This is a genomic window from Ancylomarina euxina (assembly GCF_003863355.1).
GTDB classification, from domain to species: Bacteria; Bacteroidota; Bacteroidia; order Bacteroidales; family Marinifilaceae; genus Ancylomarina; species Ancylomarina euxinus.
Genome location: NZ_QQWG01000006.1, coordinates 21548 through 41422, shown reverse-complemented (window position 1 = coordinate 41422; position 19875 = coordinate 21548). Strand labels below are relative to the sequence as shown.

16 protein-coding genes are annotated in these 19875 nt (G+C 35.4%); 12 read left to right on the top strand and 4 right to left on the bottom strand.

All coding sequences use genetic code 11. From position 1 onward, the window contains the following. The first annotated feature begins 1 nt into the window (after position 1). From DWB61_RS07670 to DWB61_RS07655, 4 genes are all read left to right on the top strand, one after another. Positions 2-1030 carry a hypothetical protein gene (locus tag DWB61_RS07670; protein ID WP_125030320.1) on the top strand — a complete coding sequence of 343 codons (1029 nt, stop codon included), beginning with the start codon at positions 2-4 and terminating at the stop codon, positions 1028-1030. Positions 1031-1232: 202 nt separating this feature from the next. Continuing rightward, positions 1233-1721 (top strand): BRCT domain-containing protein, encoded by a 489-nt coding sequence (locus tag DWB61_RS07665; RefSeq protein ID WP_125030319.1) that lies wholly within the window; start codon positions 1233-1235, stop codon positions 1719-1721. Positions 1722-1726: 5 nt separating this feature from the next. After that, positions 1727-2602, top strand: coding sequence for an exonuclease domain-containing protein (locus DWB61_RS07660; protein ID WP_125030318.1), 876 nt, complete (start codon positions 1727-1729; stop codon positions 2600-2602). A gap of 125 nt (positions 2603-2727) precedes the next feature. Beyond that, a complete protein-coding gene (locus tag DWB61_RS07655) occupies positions 2728-3291 on the top strand; it encodes a transposase (protein WP_125030317.1) in 564 nt (187 codons plus the stop codon). A gap of 255 nt (positions 3292-3546) precedes the next feature. Here DWB61_RS07655 and DWB61_RS07650 read toward each other — a convergent pair whose 3' ends face one another. After that, on the bottom strand, positions 3547-5142 hold the full coding sequence (locus DWB61_RS07650) for a DUF3843 family protein (protein ID WP_125030316.1): 1596 nt from the start codon (positions 5140-5142) through the stop codon (positions 3547-3549). A 582-nt stretch (positions 5143-5724) separates the two neighbouring features. Here DWB61_RS07650 and DWB61_RS07645 point away from each other — a divergent pair. The 6 genes from DWB61_RS07645 (at position 5725) to DWB61_RS07620 (ending at position 15235) form a co-directional block, all read left to right on the top strand. Further along, the gene (locus DWB61_RS07645; protein WP_125030315.1) at positions 5725-7494 is read left to right on the top strand and encodes a DNA polymerase III subunit gamma/tau; all 1770 of its coding nucleotides are present in this window, start codon (positions 5725-5727) and stop codon (positions 7492-7494) included. Between the two features lie 245 nt (positions 7495-7739). Next, entirely contained in the window at positions 7740-9974 is a 2235-nt protein-coding gene (locus tag DWB61_RS07640) for an NADP-dependent isocitrate dehydrogenase (RefSeq protein WP_125030314.1), read from the top strand. A gap of 253 nt (positions 9975-10227) precedes the next feature. Beyond that, the gene (locus DWB61_RS07635) at positions 10228-12852 is read left to right on the top strand and encodes a TonB-dependent receptor plug domain-containing protein (RefSeq protein WP_125030313.1); all 2625 of its coding nucleotides are present in this window, start codon (positions 10228-10230) and stop codon (positions 12850-12852) included. 384 nt (positions 12853-13236) lie between these two features. Further along, positions 13237-14271, top strand: a complete 1035-nt coding sequence (gene trhO, locus DWB61_RS07630; protein WP_125030312.1) for an oxygen-dependent tRNA uridine(34) hydroxylase TrhO — start codon at positions 13237-13239, stop codon at positions 14269-14271. Between the two features lie 47 nt (positions 14272-14318). Then, a complete protein-coding gene (locus tag DWB61_RS07625) occupies positions 14319-14897 on the top strand; it encodes a GNAT family N-acetyltransferase (RefSeq protein ID WP_125030311.1) in 579 nt (192 codons plus the stop codon). A 110-nt stretch (positions 14898-15007) separates the two neighbouring features. Then, positions 15008-15235: a putative signal transducing protein gene (locus tag DWB61_RS07620; RefSeq protein WP_125030310.1), complete on the top strand. Its 228-nt coding sequence runs from the start codon at positions 15008-15010 to the stop codon at positions 15233-15235. 85 nt (positions 15236-15320) lie between these two features. Here the strand turns inward: DWB61_RS07620 and tpiA are convergent, their stop codons facing one another. From tpiA to DWB61_RS07605, 3 genes are read right to left on the bottom strand one after another with little or no spacing between them, the layout of a single operon-like run. Further along, positions 15321-16079: a triose-phosphate isomerase gene (tpiA, locus tag DWB61_RS07615; RefSeq protein ID WP_125030309.1), complete on the bottom strand. Its 759-nt coding sequence runs from the start codon at positions 16077-16079 to the stop codon at positions 15321-15323. 5 nt (positions 16080-16084) lie between these two features. Beyond that, a complete protein-coding gene (locus DWB61_RS07610; protein WP_125030308.1) occupies positions 16085-17329 on the bottom strand; it encodes a BT_3928 family protein in 1245 nt (414 codons plus the stop codon). Between the two features lie 46 nt (positions 17330-17375). Then, complete coding sequence (locus tag DWB61_RS07605; RefSeq protein WP_225423364.1) at positions 17376-17945, bottom strand: DUF1599 domain-containing protein; 570 nt, start codon at positions 17943-17945, stop codon at positions 17376-17378. Between the two features lie 143 nt (positions 17946-18088). Here DWB61_RS07605 and folP point away from each other — a divergent pair, with 143 nt between their 5' ends. Both folP and cdaA read left to right on the top strand, forming a co-directional pair. Continuing rightward, on the top strand, positions 18089-18958 hold the full coding sequence (folP, locus tag DWB61_RS07600) for a dihydropteroate synthase (protein WP_225423363.1): 870 nt from the start codon (positions 18089-18091) through the stop codon (positions 18956-18958). Between the two features lie 114 nt (positions 18959-19072). After that, a complete protein-coding gene (gene cdaA / locus DWB61_RS07595; RefSeq protein ID WP_125030307.1) occupies positions 19073-19864 on the top strand; it encodes a diadenylate cyclase CdaA in 792 nt (263 codons plus the stop codon). Positions 19865-19875: the final 11 nt, after the last annotated feature.

Sequence of the window (19875 nt, the reverse complement as noted above, 5' to 3'; positions counted from 1 at the left end):
AATGAAAAAAATTATAATACCCATAATCTTAATCGTTTTTATTATTGGTAGTGCGATTATCATTGGAAGAATTGGAACTGTTGATGCATCATCTAATGCATTGTTAGACGAAAATGAAGTTGCGAGTATTGAACATTTTAATATTTGTTTAGTTCCTGATTTATCCAATAGATTAGATATTGAAAAATGCCCTAAACCTATTGATGATAGTCAATTGGTTAATGCGATAATTGATGAAATATACCCAACAATTCTTAAGAACAGAGTTGATATGAATCAGCCTGATAAGATTTTTGTGAAATTCACAAGTCCAAGAATCATTAATTACTATAATGTTAATAATTCAGTTTTAACTTTTGATTTTGAAAAATTTGAAAATCAGATTGATCGTATTAATTATCTTACCAATAGAGATGATAAAGGTAAATTTGAAAGCGATAAGCATGCATTTAAAAATGCATTTAAAATCTTACTAAACAATGCTCGACAAAGAGTTTGTGGTGCTGATGTATGGTCGTTCTTTAATAATGAGATTAATAATACTTGTATCAGAACAGAAGTTAATAGAATAGATAATAAGGACTATATTCTAGAACATAAATACAAAAATATTATTGTTCTGTTTACAGATGGATATGTAGAAGCAGGATTGTATGGGCCTAATAATATGACAGGAAATAAGACATATCATTTAAGTAGTAACTTAATTAGAGAGTTTAGAACAAAATATGAACAGTCCAAAGAAACTGATATTCAAACCTTCTTTAATAAGTATGGATACGGACTGGTTCCTCTGAATAATCCTATACTGAAGGATGTTGAAGTGCTTGCAGTGGAGTTTTATGATAGATCTTTAACCCCATCTGGTAATGCAACCGTTCATCCTACAGATGGCGAGATTTTAGAATTGTTTTGGAATGATTGGATGATGATGTCTGGAGTTAAGAAATTTAAATCTTGTAAAATTACAAGCTCAGTTGATGAGTTCATGAATGAGTTTCATGAATTTACAGGAATTAGGGTTCGATAATATGTTACAAAATCTAGAATAAATCCTAAATGCTATGTGTTTTATATAAAAATCATTGTATAACTAGTTTGTTTGGTGGTGTTATTAGTAATGAGGAAGATACAAAAGGGATTGCTGCCCTCCGCTACCTCACGATTCTATCTTGCGGCAGCGCAAGATGTTAAAATTAACTATTAAAAACAGAAAAATAAAAAAGTAAATAATGGATCTTTTTTCACAAATCCTTGACGAGGATACTAAGGAGTCAAAAAAAACTAAACCTGAGGTTATAGTTAATTATAAGTATATAAAAGAACACATTGTCAGTTTTATTAATAACAGTAAGAGTAATCCTTTTTATAATAAAAATGTGGTTTTCACTGAGAAGCTTAGAGGTAGTAAGTACAAAGAGTTTCAGATTATTGGCAATTTAGGTGGATGGGCTGATGACAAAGAACTTACAATTGATACTGATTATTTTATTATTTCGGACTCAATAATGAATGAAATATTTGCAAATGAAAATTCTCCTCTTTTGCAGGAATTAAATGAAAAGCTAAATGTTTATTCTATAGCTGAAAAGAAGCGTATACGAAATTACAAGTATAAAAACCTTCAAATAATTAGTGAAGAAGCTTTCTTAAATCACGTTATGAAAAGGTGCGATGCAATTAACGATACTGTTACTCGGAAATTAATAAATAGCTTATAATAACCATGAATGAAATAGATTTTGTTGCTATAGATTTTGAACATGCAATGCCTTTTAAAGGTAGTGTGTGTGCGGTAGGTATTGTTTCTTACAAGGATGGTAATATCGTAGATGAATATTCTACTCTTATTCAACCACCCAATAATAAATATAATTATTTCACTACAAAAAAACATGGCCTAACTCCTGAGCATACGAAAAATGCTCCCGTATTTATTGATGTATATCCTGAAATAAAAAAGAGAATTGAAGGAAATGTTTTAGTCGCACATAATGCATTCTCTACTGATAAAGTGTGTTTGGAACAAGCTATGGATTCTAATGGAATACATGAAGATTTGGATGTTGATTGGCAATGTACATATAGGATCACAAATGCAAAACTTAATTTAGTTGCACAAATATGTAATATTGAATTAAACCACCATGAAGCTTTATCTGATGCAAGAGTTTGTGCAGAGATATTTGACTTGTATCGAAACGATAAACTTCCAATGGATGCTATAGCAGAGGTTATTCCTGTTAGTATGAAAACAAAGAAGAGGAGTCGTAGCTCATATGGAGAAAGGTTAAAAGGTGAAGTTTTCAAACCTGATTTTGAGAATGCTAAGAATAAAGAAAACCCTTTTTATATGAAGAAGGTTGTTGTGTCTGGCTTTTCAAGTGCTGATAAAAAAACGATTGCTCAGGGATTAAAAGACTTTGGAGCAGATGTTGACAGTGCAGTAGGTAAGAAAACTAACTTCTTAATAGCTGGTGAAAATGTAGGGCCTTCAAAATTGAAGAAAATGCAGGCTAATATTGATGAAGGTAAAGAAGCTGCAATTATCACATATCAAGAATATAATGAGATGACAAAGGATCTTGCTTTAGATGTATAATGTCCCCCCCGCTAGTCCGAGCTTGTAATGCTGGTGCGAGCGCTTCTCTCGTAGCCTGCAAAGCGGAAAATAGTTAAGTTTAGTAAATCCCGAAACAAGGGAATTATGAAGCTCATTTAATTATCATGTCAGAAAAGTATAAAGGTCAATATAGAATAGAATCAGCCCGCTTAAAGAGTTGGGATTATGCCAGTAGTGGTATCTATTTTATTACCATTTGCACAGACAATCGTCAACATTATTTTGGAGAGGTAGAAAATGGAAAAATGCAATTGTCTAAAATTGGAGTAATCGCGGAGGAGCAATGGCTGAAAACATTTCAGATACGCGAGGATATGAATTTAGAAATGGATGAATTTGTAATCATGCCCAATCATTTTCATGCCATCATTATAATTGGTGAGAATAAATATAATGCAATAGATCGTGACACCATGCATCAGGTAGAGACGCAATGCATTGCGTCTGTACAGAAGAATAATTTTGGTGCACAATCAAAGAATCTGGCATCCATCATTCGGGGATTTAAAATTGGTGTCACCAAAAATGCAAGAATAATTAATCCTGAATTTACGTGGCAAGCCCGTTTTTACGATCATATTATTAGGAATGATGAATCCTTAAGCCGAATCAGAGATTATATCAAAAGTAATCCTTTAAAATGGGCGAAGGATAAGTTTTATGAGTGAGATAAAAAAACGGAGATATTTTGTGTCAAGTAAGCGCATAGTTGCTAATGACAGCTAAAAAACAGCGAGCGCACGATTAGCTTCGCTGATCTCCACATCGTTTTGGTCGTGTCGTGTGGGAAGTAAAACGGCGTATATGGTCTAAAACCTCATAGTAAGGCTCGAATGAATAAAAAATGCCCCTTATTCCGAAAGGTTTTCGGTCTAAGGGGCGAGTTGTAAGTAAAAAAAAATCATAACTGAATAGGATTCGCTCTATTCTGTTTCACTGAAATAGATGTCATGCTTCCAAAATCGTGTTAGAAAATCCAGATTTGGGGCGAATACAGCATCGAATTCTGAAGAAAGACCACTTAGCTGCTCTTTGTACTGATCGAAAAAGTAGTGCGTTAATTCCTTTGAGGCATGCTTTGAAATAATGACATTCCAAAACTTGTCTCTCAATTTCTCAGCCTTATAGAAAGGGTTATTCTCGTCGGGGATGATGTCGACAAAGTTGTAAGAAATCTCCATGCCCTGTTGCGAATTAATGAAAACAAAAGCTTCCGTCCATCTCTTATTGAATTCATTCAATTCTTTCTCTCCAATTTCAATCTTTATGTCACCAACGCCCTCGGGTAGTTTAATGTTCTCGCATTTTCTATAATAAGAACCAAAGTCTGAGACAAATTTAGACAGCTCTTTTGACGGCATAAAAGCAATTGGCGAATTCTTGTTAAAAGAGATAAAGTGTTTCTTCTGCTTTTCAAGTTCTTCAATTTCTGTTCGCTGTGTGTCTGCATCCAAAAAGGCCACCTTTAGTTTTTCTTCTTCCGATGCCTTTTCATCCAGTATGAAATCGGCGTCAAAATTTTGATACAAAACAATGCCGCTGTTCCACCATTTGTCTTGCCATTGGTTGATCGACAGATAAAGAATCGATTCGTTGGGAATCAATCCCATTTTGGGCGTAATGGATTGCTTTGTTATCTCAAATCGTCTTCCCGATGCGATATGCTCGACGATGAGATTATTTTCATCCTCACTTTTATAGATAAAAGCGGCCCTTATGCTTTTCGAGATATTTAAAACATCCTGATATAAAGGATGCGCTTTGCCAATAAGGCTAGCAAGCCATTCTTTGCCATTTAAAGCAAGTAGTCGGGTGCGATAGTGCCATATAAAGTGGTAGCGATTTTCGAATAAATTAGCATTTCTGGTGTCTGCTGCATGCTCAGGACTCATATCCGAAAAGTCTTCGGCCAGTATGATCTCTTCAAAATTTGCAAGACGATTAAATGAGTCCGGATAAAAAAGGTAAGTCCGAAATAGGATATTATCAATCAGATCTCTAATATGGTTGATATGACAAGCTTCATGTGCTAAGCTATAATATTTTTTCAGATCTTCGTTCACTTCATAATCAGTGCTTTCATCCTTCACAACATCTATGAGTTGATCGATCAAAATGGCAATAAAAAAGCTACTCAAATAGATAATGGTATCAGGTTGTTTCACACTTAAGTAATACCAAACTAAAAATTGAATATCACTGGAATTGATAGAAGCATCTTCGTCATATCCTTCGCTGGAAAAAGGAACAGCATGCCCGTAAAGTTCTTTGTGCTGGCGTTTGAATGTATGATAAATGTGAGTTTCCGAAACAATATCTTCAACAAAAGAGGCTAACAGACATGCAAATTCGGTTGCATCTTCATCTTGCATGGCGTTATCTTCGGTAAAATAAAGATCTTCTATCAGGACATCCTTAAATTGATTGGCCAGATTAATATAGCAAGAGTCACTTAGGACTTCCTCATTATAGGGTTTTAATAATAACCAATCTTCAATTGTAATGTCATTATTATGCATAAGGGTAGGTTTAGGAAATCATTCAATAGATTAAATGTTAAATAAATATAGAGAATTTTAATGATAAAATATTCATATTGATAATTAAAGTTGAAGGCAGTATTTTCTTCTGTCCTGAAAATCATTTAAATATTTAGAAGTTGTAGTAGTTTGTGAAAGGAACAACGGTTGACTCGAATATATATTTTTGTTCCATAGTGTCTTAAACGTTTTTATTGATATCGTGTGTTTTGTTGATAGTAATATTATTAAGACTAATAATAGGAAGAGTTGCTTTTTTAGCTCTTTAAAAGGATGGTTTTATTTTTTAATGTTTTTCGTTTTACGAAAGCTTTGGAAAAACCAGAAACTTAGTTCCAAACGATCGGGATTGATTTTTTTGTTTTTTTTGATCAAGCCAAAAAATGAATTTAGGTTTATTCGCAAAAGCCCGGTTGGAGCGAAGCGCCGATTTATTTGAAGATTATTGGTTTTGTTGAAAACAATTTATTCTGAAATAATCGCTTTTTTAGGATGATTGTTTATCTTTGAATTCCTTGAAAAAGTAAGAATAAGAACTAATCGTTTCGTTTATACCTCAGTATGGAGAACTTTATCGTTTCAGCACGAAAATATCGCCCCTCAAGCTTTCAAACAGTCGTTGGTCAGCAATCTATTACCGTCACACTTAAGAATGCCATTAAAAACGCTCATCTGGCTCATGCCTACTTGTTTTGTGGTCCGCGTGGGGTAGGTAAAACATCCTGTGCGAGGATTTTTGCAAAAACGATCAACTGCTCCAATGTGAGTTCCGATTTTGAAGCTTGTAATACCTGTGAATCATGTTTGGCTTTTAATGAGAATCGTTCTTATAATATACATGAGTTGGATGCGGCTTCTAATAATTCGGTAGACGATATCCGAACCTTGATCGACCAGGTACGTATCCCGCCACAAATTGGGAAGTACAGCGTTTATATAATCGATGAGGTTCATATGTTATCTCAATCGGCATTTAATGCTTTTCTTAAAACATTGGAAGAGCCACCTGCACATGCGATATTTGTTTTAGCAACTACGGAGAAACACAAGATTATTCCAACTATTTTGTCTCGTTGTCAGATATTCGATTTTAGTCGAATCAAGGTAGCTGACGCCGTGAATCATTTAGCGCATATTGCTCAGGAAGAAGGCATAACGATTAATGAGGAAGCTTTAAATGTGATTGCTCAGAAAGCTGATGGTGCCATGCGTGATGCCTTGTCGATCTTCGATCAGATTGTGAGCTTCTCAGGTAAGAATATCAATTTCGAAAATGTCATTCAAAACCTGAATGTTTTGGATTACGATTACTATTTTAAGATGGTGGATGCTTTTCTTCAAGGAAAAGTAACTGATGTTCTAATCCTATTTAATGAAATTGTTGAAAAAGGCTTCGATGGGCATCATTTTGTTGCTGGTTTGAGTTCTCATATAAGAGATATACTCGTTGGAAAAGATGTCGCAACTTTGCAATTGCTTGAAGTGAGCGATAGTGTCAAGGAAAAGTACACCGAGCAAGCAAAAAAATGTGAGGTTGATTTCTTATACGATGCTTTAGGTATTCTCAACGAATGTGACATACATTATAAGAGCAGTCAAAATCATCGCTTACTTATCGAACTTACCCTAATTCAATTGTCCCAGATAATTGAATCAAAAAAAAAAGGAGCTAGTCTGAAGAAAAACTTTCGACGACTATTAAAAATACGAGTTGAGGGGAGAGCCTCAGCTCCCAAAGTTGCAGGAGCTAAAGATAAAGCTCCTGTTCATCCGCAACAAGAAGCTCAGAAGCCAGCCCAGACTCATTCAGGGCAAAGTCAGCAAAAGGTTTCTACGACATCAAGCCCAAGTCCAACATCAATATCAATAAAAGCGGCCATGAGTCGAGGTATTGTGAATAGACCTGCATCTTCATCCAGCCCAGAGATCAAATCAAAAGAATCAGAGGCTAAATATACAAATGTTCAAAATCAAGCTTATACTTCTGAATCAGTCGTTGAAAAGCTTAAGGAATACACGATTGTTCGAAAAAAAAGCGATCGAATTCGCTTAGCAATAGCGAATTGTGAAGCTGAAATAAGAACAGGTGGGCAATTGGTTGTTAAAGTGAGTAATCAAATACAAGAAGATGATATAGCCGCTGTTAAAAATGAAATGGTTAATTATCTAAAAAGAGAATTACAAAATTCGACTATCGATTTTATCATCGAAATAACACAAACTGAAACAAAAAAACGTTTGTATACGGACACCGACAAATTCAAATATTTGTGTCAGAAAAATCCACTTTTGGAGCAGCTAAAGCAGAAATTTTCCCTCGACTTCGAATAAATTAGATTAAATAGCCCTAAAAGAGAGGATAAACTGGATGAATTAATAAGTCTGTCTGTGTTTATATCGTTGATAGTCTGAGTGTTTCCATTAGAGAAAAAAATCGTTAAAAATAAAGCACTTTTATATTCTGAAATAAAAAAAATCTATATGTTTACCCTCGAATTAAACGCTGTTTAATTCAACAGAAAAACACACAATCAAGTTTATTTTTTAATTAAAAATTACAAAAAACACCAACTGACATGGCAACGACATCAAAAATCATCTATACTAAGATTGATGAAGCACCGGCCCTAGCAACGTATTCATTATTGCCAATTATTAAGGCATTCGTTGTGGCATCAGGTATCGAAGTTGAGACCAAGGATATTTCTCTTGCAGGGAGAATTATCGCTAACTTTCCAGAGAATTTGACTGAAGATCAAAAGATCTCTGATTACCTATCAGAACTAGGTGATTTAGCAAAAACTCCAGAGGCTAACATTATTAAGTTGCCAAATATCAGTGCATCAATTCCTCAGCTTAAAGCTGCTATTGCAGAATTACAAGCTAAAGGTTACAATTTACCTAACTACCCTGAGGTAGCTACAACAGAAGAAGAAAAAGCATTACAAGCTCGTTTTGCTAAAGTTCTTGGTTCTGCAGTAAATCCAGTTTTACGTGAAGGTAACTCTGACCGTCGTTCTGCTGCTTCAGTTAAGAAGTATGCTCAAAACAACCCTCACCGTATGGGTAAATGGTCTGCTGATTCTAAAGCTCACGTAGCGCATATGACAGAAGGTGATTTCTACGGAAGTGAGAAGTCTGTAACTATGGCTAAGGCTGCTGATGTAAGAATCGAGTATGTTGATGGCAATGGTGCAGTTACTGTGTTGAAAGAGAAGCAGGCTCTATTGGAAGGCGAAGTAATCGATACATCAGTAATGAATGTAAAAGCTTTACGTGCTTTCTACGCAAAAGAAATTGCTTCTGCAAAAGAAGAAGGCTTACTATGGTCGCTACACCTAAAAGCTACCATGATGAAGATTTCTGACCCTGTGATGTTTAAGCACGCTGTTGAAGTATTCTACAAAGAAGCTATTGAGAAGCATGCTGACACAATCAAAGAGTTAGGCGTAAACTTCAATAATGGTTTAGGCGATCTTTATAATAAAATTCAAAATCTTCCTGAAGCTAAGAGAACTGAAATCGAAGCTGATATCATGGAGATTTACAAGTCTCGTCCTGATATGGCGATGGTTGATTCGGATAACGGAATCACTAACCTACACGTACCCAATAACGTCATTATTGATGCTTCAATGCCAGTAGTTGTTCGTGATGGTGGTAAAATGTGGAATCCAGCAGGAAAATTACAAGATACTAAAGCATTGATTCCAGATCGTTGTTATGCTACAATGTTCCAGGTTTGTTTCGATGACTGTAAGAAAAATGGTGCATACGATGTTGCAACTATGGGGTCTGTATCAAACGTTGGTTTGATGGCTCAGAAAGCTGAAGAGTATGGTTCTCATGACAAGACTTTCATGGCTCAAGGAAACGGTATCATCCGTGTTGTTGAGTTTGATGGTACAGTTGTTATGGAACAAGCTGTTGAAACAGGTGATATCTTCAGAATGTGTCAGGTTAAAGATGCACCTATTCAGGATTGGGTTAAATTAGCTGTAAACAGAGCTAAAGCAACTCAAACTCCAGCTATTTTCTGGTTAGACGAAAATAGAGGTCACGATGCTCAAATCATCAATAAGGTGAATACTTACCTTGCTGATCACGATACTACAGGATTAGATATTCGTATTCTTGCTCCAGTTGAAGCGATTGCTTTCTCTTTGGAAAGAATTCGTAAAGGTGAAGATACCATTTCAGTAACAGGTAACGTATTGCGTGACTATTTAACTGACCTTTTCCCAATTCTTGAACTTGGAACTTCTTCTAAGATGCTTTCTATCGTTCCATTGATGAATGGTGGTGGATTGTTCGAGACTGGTGCAGGTGGATCAGCTCCTAAGCACGTTCAACAGTTCGAGAAAGAGAATCACTTACGTTGGGACTCATTGGGTGAATTCCTTGCTTTAGGCGTTTCTCTTGAGCATTTAGCACAAACGACAAACAATAAAGAAGCTCAGTTATTTGCTGATACTTTAGATTTAGGTGTGACTAAATTCTTAGAAGAAAATAAATCACCTTCTCGTAATGTAAATGAGTTGGATAACCGTGGTTCTCACTTCTATTTAGCAATGTATTGGGCTGAAGCTCTTGCAGCACAGACTGAGAATGCTGAAATTCAAGCTCGTTTTAAAGTTGTTGCTCAGGAACTTGCAGCTAACGAAGCTAAGATTACTGAAGAGTTAATCGCTGTTCAAGGAAAAGCTATGAACATTGGTGGATATTTCCAGCCATGTGACAAGCTTGCTGAAGAGGCAATGCGTCCATCAGCAACTCTAAACAAAATTATCAACGACTTAGCTGCTTTGTAAGCTAAACACGATAAATAGGACTAATAGCCTTCCAGAAATGGGAGGCTATTTTTTTGCCTTATTACGCAAATAGCAAGCCTAAAGTAGGATGGCGATAATTAAAAAAAACTATAAGTATATTTCAAAAGAGGATTTTGGGTCTGGAGAAAGAAATTAAATAATTTATATCAAATTTAGATTATTATTATTTATCAAAGTGTAATTAGATATTGTTTATTAATTTTGATTTTATTTTAACAATAATAGATTTTTAATGAAAAAAATATTGCCGATTATTTTAGTTCTTTTTTGTTTACAGATTAGAGCAAATAGTTTAATTAAGACTGATAGTAGAATCGAATCAAAATTCTCTAAAGATACTGTTAGAGAAAATATTCATTTGGAGCTAGAAAAAAATGAGATGAATGGAATTTATCCATCATTAAAGAAAATTAAAACAGTTTATACGGGAACACAACTCTCTATTCAAGAATTATTAATCGGTAAAATTGCAGGCTTAAATATAGTTGCTAACAGTGGAGATCCAGGAGCAGCTTATAAAATACAATCGCGTGGACCATCATTATTGTATGGAAACGATCACCCCTTGGTTTTTCTTGACGGAATACCTGTATTGTTGCAAGCTGATGAATATGGTAATTTTTTAAATACAATAAATCCATCAGATATAGAATCGATAGAATATTTAAAAAATGGAAGCGACATTGCATTGTTTGGCTTCGAAGCAGGCAAAGGTGTGTTGCTAATTGCAACCAAAAGAGGGAACAGTAATAAATCACTTGCAATTAGCTTTGATAATTCTGCCTCCATTTCGTACAAGAGTAATAAAGTGGATGTTTTGAATGCCAATGAGTATAAAAAACTCATGTTTGAACATCTAGAACAAAATCCGAACTCCTCCTGGAATAAAGGTAGTTCAGATACCGATTGGCAGGATGAAGTTTTACAAATGGCTTTGGGGAATCATCAATATTTGAATGTATCTGGCTTAATAGGAAAAACAGTCTACAGATTATCGGGTGGACACAACAAGCAGGAAGGAGTTCTTAAGAATTCGGATTACAGTAGATGGACAGCTGGTGTGCATTTAAACCGAAAACTGCTTAAAGATCAGCTTAAGTTGAGTTTGGCTTATAATACCTCTAAAATCGATCATGAATTTGGGAATACTGATGCCTATATTGCCGCAATTAGGTTCGATCCAACACAACCAGCATCCAGAACTGAACCAATTGATGAAAGCAATAATGGAAATGGCTTCTTTCTTATGCAAAATCCTACGGAAATACTGAATTTATCAAATAATGGTATTGATCATAGAAATTGGAATTTCAATTTTAATGCAGAGTATCAATTGCCTTTTTTAAAAGGAGGAAAAGTTGTGCTCATGCTTGGTAAAAACAAATCTCACGATAAAACAAATAAGCTAAGTGTCAGTAGATCCAATACTTATGTTGGTAAATTTTATAATTCGATATATGCCGGATCATATAATATCAACACAAATATCCTGAAGGCTGAGTTCCATTACCAGAAAGATCTAAAGGGAATTATTTCTGGTCTTAATATGAAAGTTGGCTATGTAAAACAGAAAGATAGAATAAAAACTACAACTGCAAGTGCTAGCCAGTTCACTGACTATTCCAAAATTAAGACGGATGATTTTAACAATCAAATATTATATAGTGATTACAATACTTTATCGGGAGATAACTATCAGACAAATGATTTCTCAGGTTGGAGCGGAACCCGGAAAGTAAAGTCATCGTTTGCACATGTATCTGTAGATTTATTGGAACGACTTTGTTTAAGTGGAAATTATCGGATAGATACCGGCGAAGATTGGGATGAGAGATGCAACTCCTCTTCCATAGGTTTATCTTATCAGTTACATAAGCAATCACCTGCAAATTCATATTTAAATAGTGCGATTGTTAGAGTGGGATACGCTGTAGTAGGTAAAACGAATGACGAATATGTTAGGGCACAAATTACGCGTGATCATATAAGTAATGTTGGTGTCGACATGGTATTTTTTAATCATCGTTTGAATGCAACAATAGAAGGATATATTGAGAAAAACAAAAATTTACCTTACCTTATATCTGTTCCCTCTGGATCTAGTTACAGTAATAATATAATGCGATATGATGGCGAAATGCATAATAAAGGAATTGAAGTAAGCCTGAATGCAATTCCAGTATCAACCGATAAGTTTAAATGGTCGTTAAGTTTTAATGTCAGCTTTAACGAAAACAAAATTGATAGTTTGGCTGCAAATTTGTTAGTAGGTCAAATTCTTGGTGGAACAGCTAGTATACAGATGAATCGTGAGGGGAAATCATATAACGCCTTTAATGTGCGTAAACAGGTTTATGCCAGCAATGGCAAGCCTATTGAAGGCCTATACGAAGATCAGGCTTATGATGATCGGGATTTCGATAAAAACTCTCAGCCCAAAATTCATCTCGGATTTTCTTCCAATGTACACTATAAGAATTGGGATTGTAGCTTTAGTTTGCGCGCCAGTTTAAGTCATTATGTGTATAATAACAACGATTCATTTCTAGGAAATAAACAAGCCTTACCTTATAATCTTTCAAAGGACGTATTCGATACAAATTTCGAAAGTCGTCAACTTTATTCCAATTATTACGTGCAGGATGCATCTTTTTTACGTTTGCAGAATTTGACGATGGGCTATACGCTTAATCATATTTTTAATAAAGCCATTAATGCTCGTATTTATGCAACATGTGAAAACATGTTCACTATAACAGGCTACAAAGGTTTAAACCCCGAAGTTCCCAATGGTATTGATTACGATACTTACCCCAAACCAAGAACAATTGCAATGGGGGTTAAAATTGATTTTTAATATTTATTGGCAGCTGCTTAAGCTGCCAATTTTTTCGTTCAATAATGAAGGAAAAATTGCATTATAACTTTGTTCTTATTCCAGTTCATCTGCGAGTAATCTTTATTTCTTTTTGATTCCTTTTTTTTTTGATATACAATTGGGAGAACCACTTCATTCTATTTCTTAATACTGCTACTGATCCAGAAGTCTGGAAATCAACTAGAGGGCAAGGTTATCAACTTTTGGCAGTGCGAAAGAGCGAAACTGAAATTAATATCATATCGGCAAATCGATTGTACTGATAGAATAAAATACTTCGATGTCTGATTTGTTGATTAAATCTTTGCAACTCTTTTCAAATCCATTATTTTTGCATTTTAAATTATTCTAAATAAAAATAAAATGCAACTCCACAATAAATTGAGTAAGGAAGAAGCCATAAAAAAGCTTCATGCTGAAAACTTTACACGTAAAACACTTTCCTTTTATCGTTATGTCATTCTTGAAGATCCTCAGTCATTCAGGGATGAACTATTTATAGAGTGGGACAAACTAGCTTGTTTGGGAAGGATATATGTTGCCAGAGAAGGTATAAATGCTCAAATGAGCGTGCCAGAACACCATTTAGAGGCTTTTATGAGGGCTTTGAGTAGTAGAGCGGAATTAAAAGACATGCCGATTAAATGGGCCGTAGAAGATGACGGAAAATCTTTCTTTAAATTGATTATTAAACTTCGCCCTAAAATTGTGGCTGATGGTTTGGATGATGGCAGTTTTGATGTAACCAATGTGGGGAATCATCTAAGTGCATTGGAATTTCATGAATCCCTTGATCAGGAAGATACGGTCGTGATTGATATGCGAAACCATTACGAGAGTGAGGTTGGTCGTTTTGAGAATGCCATTTGTCCGGATGTGGATACGTTTCGGGAAGAAATTCAGATGGTCGTTGACGATTACTCAGATAAAAAAGATAGTAAGGTTTTGCTTTATTGCACAGGCGGTGTACGTTGCGAAAAGGCCAGTGCTTATTTGAAACATCATGGTTTTAATGATGTGAATCAGTTGCATGGCGGTATTATTGAATATGCCCGTCAGATTAAGCAATTGGGCGTTCAATCAAAGTTCATTGGTAAGAACTTTGTATTCGATGAGCGCTTAGGTGAGAGTATCGATGGTCAAGTGATTAGTAAGTGCCATCAATGTGGTGCCGCTTGCGATACGCATACCAATTGTGCCAATAACGATTGCCACCTTCTATTTATACAATGTGAGGCTTGTAAAGAGCAATATCATGGCTGTTGTACCGATGAGTGCAAAGAGATCATTGCGTTGCCCGAGGAGGAAAGAATTCAACTTAGATCGAAGTTTCATAACACGTATTCCAAGAGTCAAATTTACCGTCAACGCATACGCCCTAAATTGAATCATTCTTAAGAAAACGCGTCCTTTTTTTTTGTATATTGAAAACAAAAACAAAAATTATGGACAAAGCTAATCAAGATAATAATCTCAGCTTTCAGCCTTTAAATACGTCAAATTTTGGTGACTTTGAATATCTTTTTGGTGAAAAAGGGGCTTGTGAAGGATGTTGGTGTATGCAGTGTCGATTGCAGGCCGATGAATTTGAGGTAGGCAGAGGAGAGGGCAATCGTCTAGCAATGAAAGCACTGGTTGAATCCGGAAAAATTCCAGGTATTCTAGCTTATAATAATAATGAACCTGTAGGCTGGTGTTCTTTGGGAAATCGGGAGGATTTTCCAAGACTACCAAAATCTCATGAATCGCTATTAATTGATGAGCAGACCTGGATCGTATCATGCTTATTTGTTCGTAGAGGCTGGAGAAGAAGAGGTGTCAAAAGAGCTTTATTAAAGCATCTCATAGCCTATTGTAGGACTAAGGGAGCTAAAGTGCTTGAATCACATCAATGTAATTCAGATTTTAGCAAATACCCTGATGCCTTTGCATGGTCAGGTATTGAGAAGGCCTACGAAGCGGTGGGATTTGTCAAAGTTGATAGTGTGTCAGAAAAAAGACCGATTATGCGATACTACTTGTAAGTGTTTTAAATGATGTTTAACTAGATATAATATCCATGCTATTTGATATTAAGTAAATAAATTTTATCTTTAATAGAAACAGTAGTCTCACCCTATAAAATTGATATATTATGACTGAAGGAAAACAAAGTGTTTGCGTATATAAGGGATCTTTAATTGAGGTTAATTATTTCAAAGAGAGATTGGAGGAAATAGATGTTCTTTCTTTTGTAAAGGATGATTTTCAGACTGGAATTCACGCTGGTTTTATAGATGTATCTCCTGATGTTGCCGAACTTATTGTAGATGCCGATGATGCTGAAAAAGCTTTTAAGTGTATTGAAGGTTTGAAAGAATAGTTGGTGTTATCATCCCTTAATAGATATAAAAAAGTCGAGAAACATAGCGTTTCTCGACTTTTTAGTTTTTTCTGTTTTTATCGGATTAAAAGGCAGTAATAATACCCATGAAATCTTCAGCAACAAGCGAAGCACCACCAATAAGACCACCGTCAACGTCTTCGTTGCTGAATAGCTCGTTTGCATTTGATGGTTTACAGCTTCCACCGTAAAGAATTGAACAATCCTGAGCAACTGCTTCACCATATTTCTCAACAAGAGTTTTACGTATGAATGCGTGCATTTCTTGAGCTTGGTCAGCAGATGCTGTTACACCTGTTCCAATAGCCCAAACTGGCTCGTAAGCCAAAATAACTTTTCCGAAATCTTCAGCAGAAAGGTGGAATAAGCCTTCCGCAATTTGAGATTTAACGACATCAAAATGTTTTCCGCTTTCGCGCTCTTCCAAAACTTCACCAATACAGAAGATTGGTGTCAATTTGTTTTCAAGACAAAGGTTCGTTTTCTTAACCAAAATTTCATTTGTCTCACCATAGTAACTTCTACGCTCTGAATGACCTAAAATAACACATTGAGTGCCAGTAGACTCAATCATTGAAGCTGAGATCTCACCTGTGTAAGCACCGCTTTTCTCATCGGCACAGTTCTGAGCCGAAATACGAATTTTATTGCTGGTAATGGCTTTGTTAAGCTCTGTAAGGTGAACGAAAGGTGCACCAATGATAACCTCAACATCTTTGATATCGGTAGACTCAACTAGACCATTAATTTCTTTTGCTAATTCGATACCTTCTTGAAGGCTGTTGTTCATTTTCCAGTTTCCTGCAACAATTTTTTTTCTCATAACTGTCATCTGTTTTTTACAGCTAAAAATCGGAATTTAAGCATAAGGAAGCATCCGATTAAAAGCAATAAAGTTGTTGTAATACTTAAAATAACTAATCTATTAGTTAGTGTTTGATGTTGTGTTATTGAATAGGCTGCTAAATTAGCCTTTATTTCTGTTGTTTTGGGTATATCTCTCCAATGCCATTTGTTTAAAATCGTTCCATTTTGGATGAGTAGGAGGCCTGGGTTAGAACGAATCATGGTTTTGAGCTGAATTTCATCAGTGGCATAGAACTCATAGGTAGAACGATGCTTTTCTTTGAAAGCTCTTATTTCATCATCATTAGAGGCTGTCAAGCATATAAAATGATAGGCTTGATTGTCTGCCCATGATGCCAATTCATTAATCTGTTTTTGGTTATCAAGATTGATCTCATTTAAATGACGACTCACTAATAAAAAGGTGTACGACGCATCGTTTAAAACTTGATTTGTAATATCACCGACGACTTCGTTGGAGATAGAAAAATCGTGTATTGGCGCTTTATAGCCATCTTTAATCTTGATTTGCTCAACATCAACATAGACCCAGGTAGAATCTTGCCAAGGGTAATTGCTTTCATCGAATTCTTTAATTACACCATCTTTCTCATATTTAAATAGTGACTTATATTCGTCAGCAGGAGCTCCATCTGGTATGATCATACCATCTTGAATATTGGCTCCAATATGATAAGGTCTAAAATCGATGAAGGGTAAATGGCGGTATGAATAATAAGAAATTCCCAACGCAATTGCTAATGAGAAAGCAAGTGTTATATTATGCGTTATCTTAGAATTATTGTCTTTTTCTAAATTGCGAGTAAAGAACACGACAAGGGTTAAAGCTAAAATAATGATGTTTTTTCCGAAAGTTTCCCAATTAGTCAATATCAATGCATCACCAAAACAACCACAATCAGTTACTGGATTAGTTAGAGCCAATACCAACGTAAGAGGGGTAAAGAATAACATGAAAAGCAAGGCTAACCAGGAAGCACTCTTTTTATGCACATTAAAGAGGATAAGCATTCCCACACAAAATTCAAGCGCAGCAAGAACAACAGCCATAAATAAGGCTAAGCCAGCCAATGAATCCATCCCAAAAGCCATAAAGTAATCCTTGAATTTAAAGGTTGATCCCATGGGGTCAATGGCTTTAACAAATCCTGAAAAGATAAAGAGGAATCCGACTAAAAAGCGGCTTATAGTTCTTAGAAGCTTCATGCTAAAGTAAATATTGGTAGTGGGTTAAATGCTAAAGTTTATTTGCTTATTCTCCGAATTCTAATTTGATTAAGCCAAATACAGAATAGTTAATCATATCGAAGTAATTGGCATCGATACCTTCTGAAATAATAGTTTTCCCAAGATTATCTTCAATTTGTTTGGTGCGATTAATCTTCATCAGGATCAGATCGGTATAAGATGAAATTCTCATACTTCTCCAGGCTTCATCGTAATCGTGGTTTTTTTTCTCCATCAAATCTTTTGCTTCCTGAAAGTATTTGCTGTAAAGTTCCAGAGCTTTATCTTCAGCTAATGCCTCTTCAGAAGTTCCCAGCTCCAATTGAATGATTCCCATGATAGCATAGTTCACAATGCCAATAAACTCAGAACGAATATCGTCCTCAATTTTACTCATGCCTTTTTCCTCGATACTACGAATACGCTGTGCTTTGATATAAATTTGATCTGTAAGAGAAGTTGGACGTAAGATACGCCAAGCTGTACCGTAATCTTTCATTTTCTTGCTGTAGATATCTGTACAAATCTTGATAATGCGATCGTATTGCTCGTTAGTCGTCATGCTTGATTTTTGAATTTGTTCTATTGTGGTCATCCTATTGTGAGGCTAAAAGTGTAATAACTCAGTCTATCGATTATTCAATGAATAATAAAAACAGTCTTATCTCAACTCAAGTCGAGAGCTTTGACAATTTTCTTATATTTTTGTTCAGTTTTTAGAACGAAAATATTCATCACATGCAAAAATATAAAACAAATTCTTCAAATCAGAAGATCGAATCAATTATGTGTGGTAAGAATTCAATATCTTTTGATAAACCTTTGGTTATGGGGATTTTGAATTTAACCCCAGATTCATTTTTTGATGGCGGACAATATATCGATACAGATTCAATTCTTAAACGTGCCAAACAAATTGTAACTGAAGGTGCTGATATGATCGATTTGGGTGCTTATTCAACGCGTCCGGGAGCCGAAGATATTGATGTAGAAGAGGAGTGGAGAAGAATGCAACCCGCTTTAGCATGTATCCGAAGAGAATTACCTGAAACGATTATATCTATTGATACTTTCCGTTCGGAACTGGTTCGAAGAGTTGTTGGTGAGTTTGGGGCATGTATAGTGAATGATATCTCAGGAGGAACTCTGGACGATAAAATGTTTGAAACGGTTGCTGAGCTAAAGATTCCCTATATCATGATGCATATAAAAGGAACTCCACAAACCATGCAAACTCAAGCCGTTTATGAGGATTTAATGGAAGAAATCCTACAATTCTTTAAAGAAAGAGTGAATCGCTTGAATGATCTTGGAGCGAAGGATATCATCATTGATCCGGGGTTTGGATTTGGTAAAACTCTGGAGCATAATTACGAAATAATGTCTCAGTTGAAGAATTTTAAATCATTAGGGTTGCCATTGTTGATTGGCATTTCACGCAAATCTATGATTTATAAATTGCTAGGTGGTGAAGCTAAGGATAGCTTAAACGGCACAAGTGCATTAAATATGGTGGCTTTGATGGGTGGTGCACACATTCTTCGGGTTCATGATGTGAAAGAGGCTGTAGAATGCGTAAAACTCTATAATAAATTGCAGATTCAATAATTGAGCTTTTCAGGTAAGTGAATATCTATTATAAATTTTTACTTTTGTTAAGAAGGCATTATTGCCGGTGCACATTTATTACTCTCGAGCCATAATTGGCCTAATACTTTATATATGACCCTAGCTTTTATAACACTAAGCTTCTTTGATGTTCTGGATATACTCTTGGTTGCATTTTTACTTTATCAGATATACTTACTGATAAGGGGAACTGTTGCTATCAATATCTTTGTTGGTCTTTTTCTATTCTATTTGATGTGGTTGTTTGTAAAGGCATTGAATATGGAGCTACTTAGTAGTATTCTGGGGCAGTTTATTGGTGTTGGGGTTATTGCTTTGATTATTGTGTTTCAGCAAGAGGTTCGTAAGTTTCTACTTCATGTAGGGTCTCGATATAATTTTAGTCATAAATTTTCTTTCGAAAAATGGCTTACTGTAGATGAAAAATCTATTAAGGATAAGGAAATTAAAGCCATTATCGAATCTTGTGAGAGTATGTCCAAATCAAAAACGGGAGCACTTATTGTTATTACAAAACGTACCGACTTATTAAGCTTTGCAGAAACAGGACAAATTATTAAAGCACGCATATCTTCCAGTTTATTAGAGTCTATATTTTTTAAGAACTCCCCTTTGCATGATGGTGCCTTAATTTTGGATAATAATCGTATACTTGCTGCAAGATGTATTTTACCCGTTTCAGATAATCCTAATATCCCAGGAAGTCTTGGTTTGCGCCATCGATCGGGTATAGGAATTAGCCAAATAACCGACGCTCATGTGATTATTGTTTCCGAAGAAACTGGAAATATCTCCTATGTTATGAGAGGGAAGATCAAGGTGAGAATTAGCACCGAAGAATTGCGTCGTTTCCTGAATGCGGATTACTCGAGCTTTATTTCTTAATGAGAACTTAT

Excerpts from the sequence above, each read along its gene's own strand:
- trhO (WP_125030312.1), top strand. The coding sequence starts at position 13,237 with ATGCAACTCCACAATAAATTGAGTAAGGAAGAAGCCATAAAAAAGCTT.
- tpiA (WP_125030309.1), bottom strand. The coding sequence starts at position 16,079 with ATGAGAAAAAAAATTGTTGCAGGAAACTGGAAAATGAACAACAGCCTT.
- DWB61_RS07610 (WP_125030308.1), bottom strand. The coding sequence starts at position 17,329 with ATGAAGCTTCTAAGAACTATAAGCCGCTTTTTAGTCGGATTCCTCTTT.
- folP (WP_225423363.1), top strand. The coding sequence starts at position 18,089 with ATGCAAAAATATAAAACAAATTCTTCAAATCAGAAGATCGAATCAATT.
- DWB61_RS07640 (WP_125030314.1), top strand. The coding sequence starts at position 7,740 with ATGGCAACGACATCAAAAATCATCTATACTAAGATTGATGAAGCACCG.
- DWB61_RS07670 (WP_125030320.1), top strand. The coding sequence starts at position 2 with ATGAAAAAAATTATAATACCCATAATCTTAATCGTTTTTATTATTGGT.
- DWB61_RS07620 (WP_125030310.1), top strand. The coding sequence starts at position 15,008 with ATGACTGAAGGAAAACAAAGTGTTTGCGTATATAAGGGATCTTTAATT.
- DWB61_RS07635 (WP_125030313.1), top strand. The coding sequence starts at position 10,228 with ATGAAAAAAATATTGCCGATTATTTTAGTTCTTTTTTGTTTACAGATT.
- DWB61_RS07655 (WP_125030317.1), top strand. The coding sequence starts at position 2,728 with ATGTCAGAAAAGTATAAAGGTCAATATAGAATAGAATCAGCCCGCTTA.
- DWB61_RS07650 (WP_125030316.1), bottom strand. The coding sequence starts at position 5,142 with ATGCATAATAATGACATTACAATTGAAGATTGGTTATTATTAAAACCC.
- DWB61_RS07665 (WP_125030319.1), top strand. The coding sequence starts at position 1,233 with ATGGATCTTTTTTCACAAATCCTTGACGAGGATACTAAGGAGTCAAAA.
- DWB61_RS07625 (WP_125030311.1), top strand. The coding sequence starts at position 14,319 with ATGGACAAAGCTAATCAAGATAATAATCTCAGCTTTCAGCCTTTAAAT.
- DWB61_RS07605 (WP_225423364.1), bottom strand. The coding sequence starts at position 17,945 with ATGACCACAATAGAACAAATTCAAAAATCAAGCATGACGACTAACGAG.
- DWB61_RS07645 (WP_125030315.1), top strand. The coding sequence starts at position 5,725 with ATGGAGAACTTTATCGTTTCAGCACGAAAATATCGCCCCTCAAGCTTT.
- DWB61_RS07660 (WP_125030318.1), top strand. The coding sequence starts at position 1,727 with ATGAATGAAATAGATTTTGTTGCTATAGATTTTGAACATGCAATGCCT.
- cdaA (WP_125030307.1), top strand. The coding sequence starts at position 19,073 with ATGACCCTAGCTTTTATAACACTAAGCTTCTTTGATGTTCTGGATATA.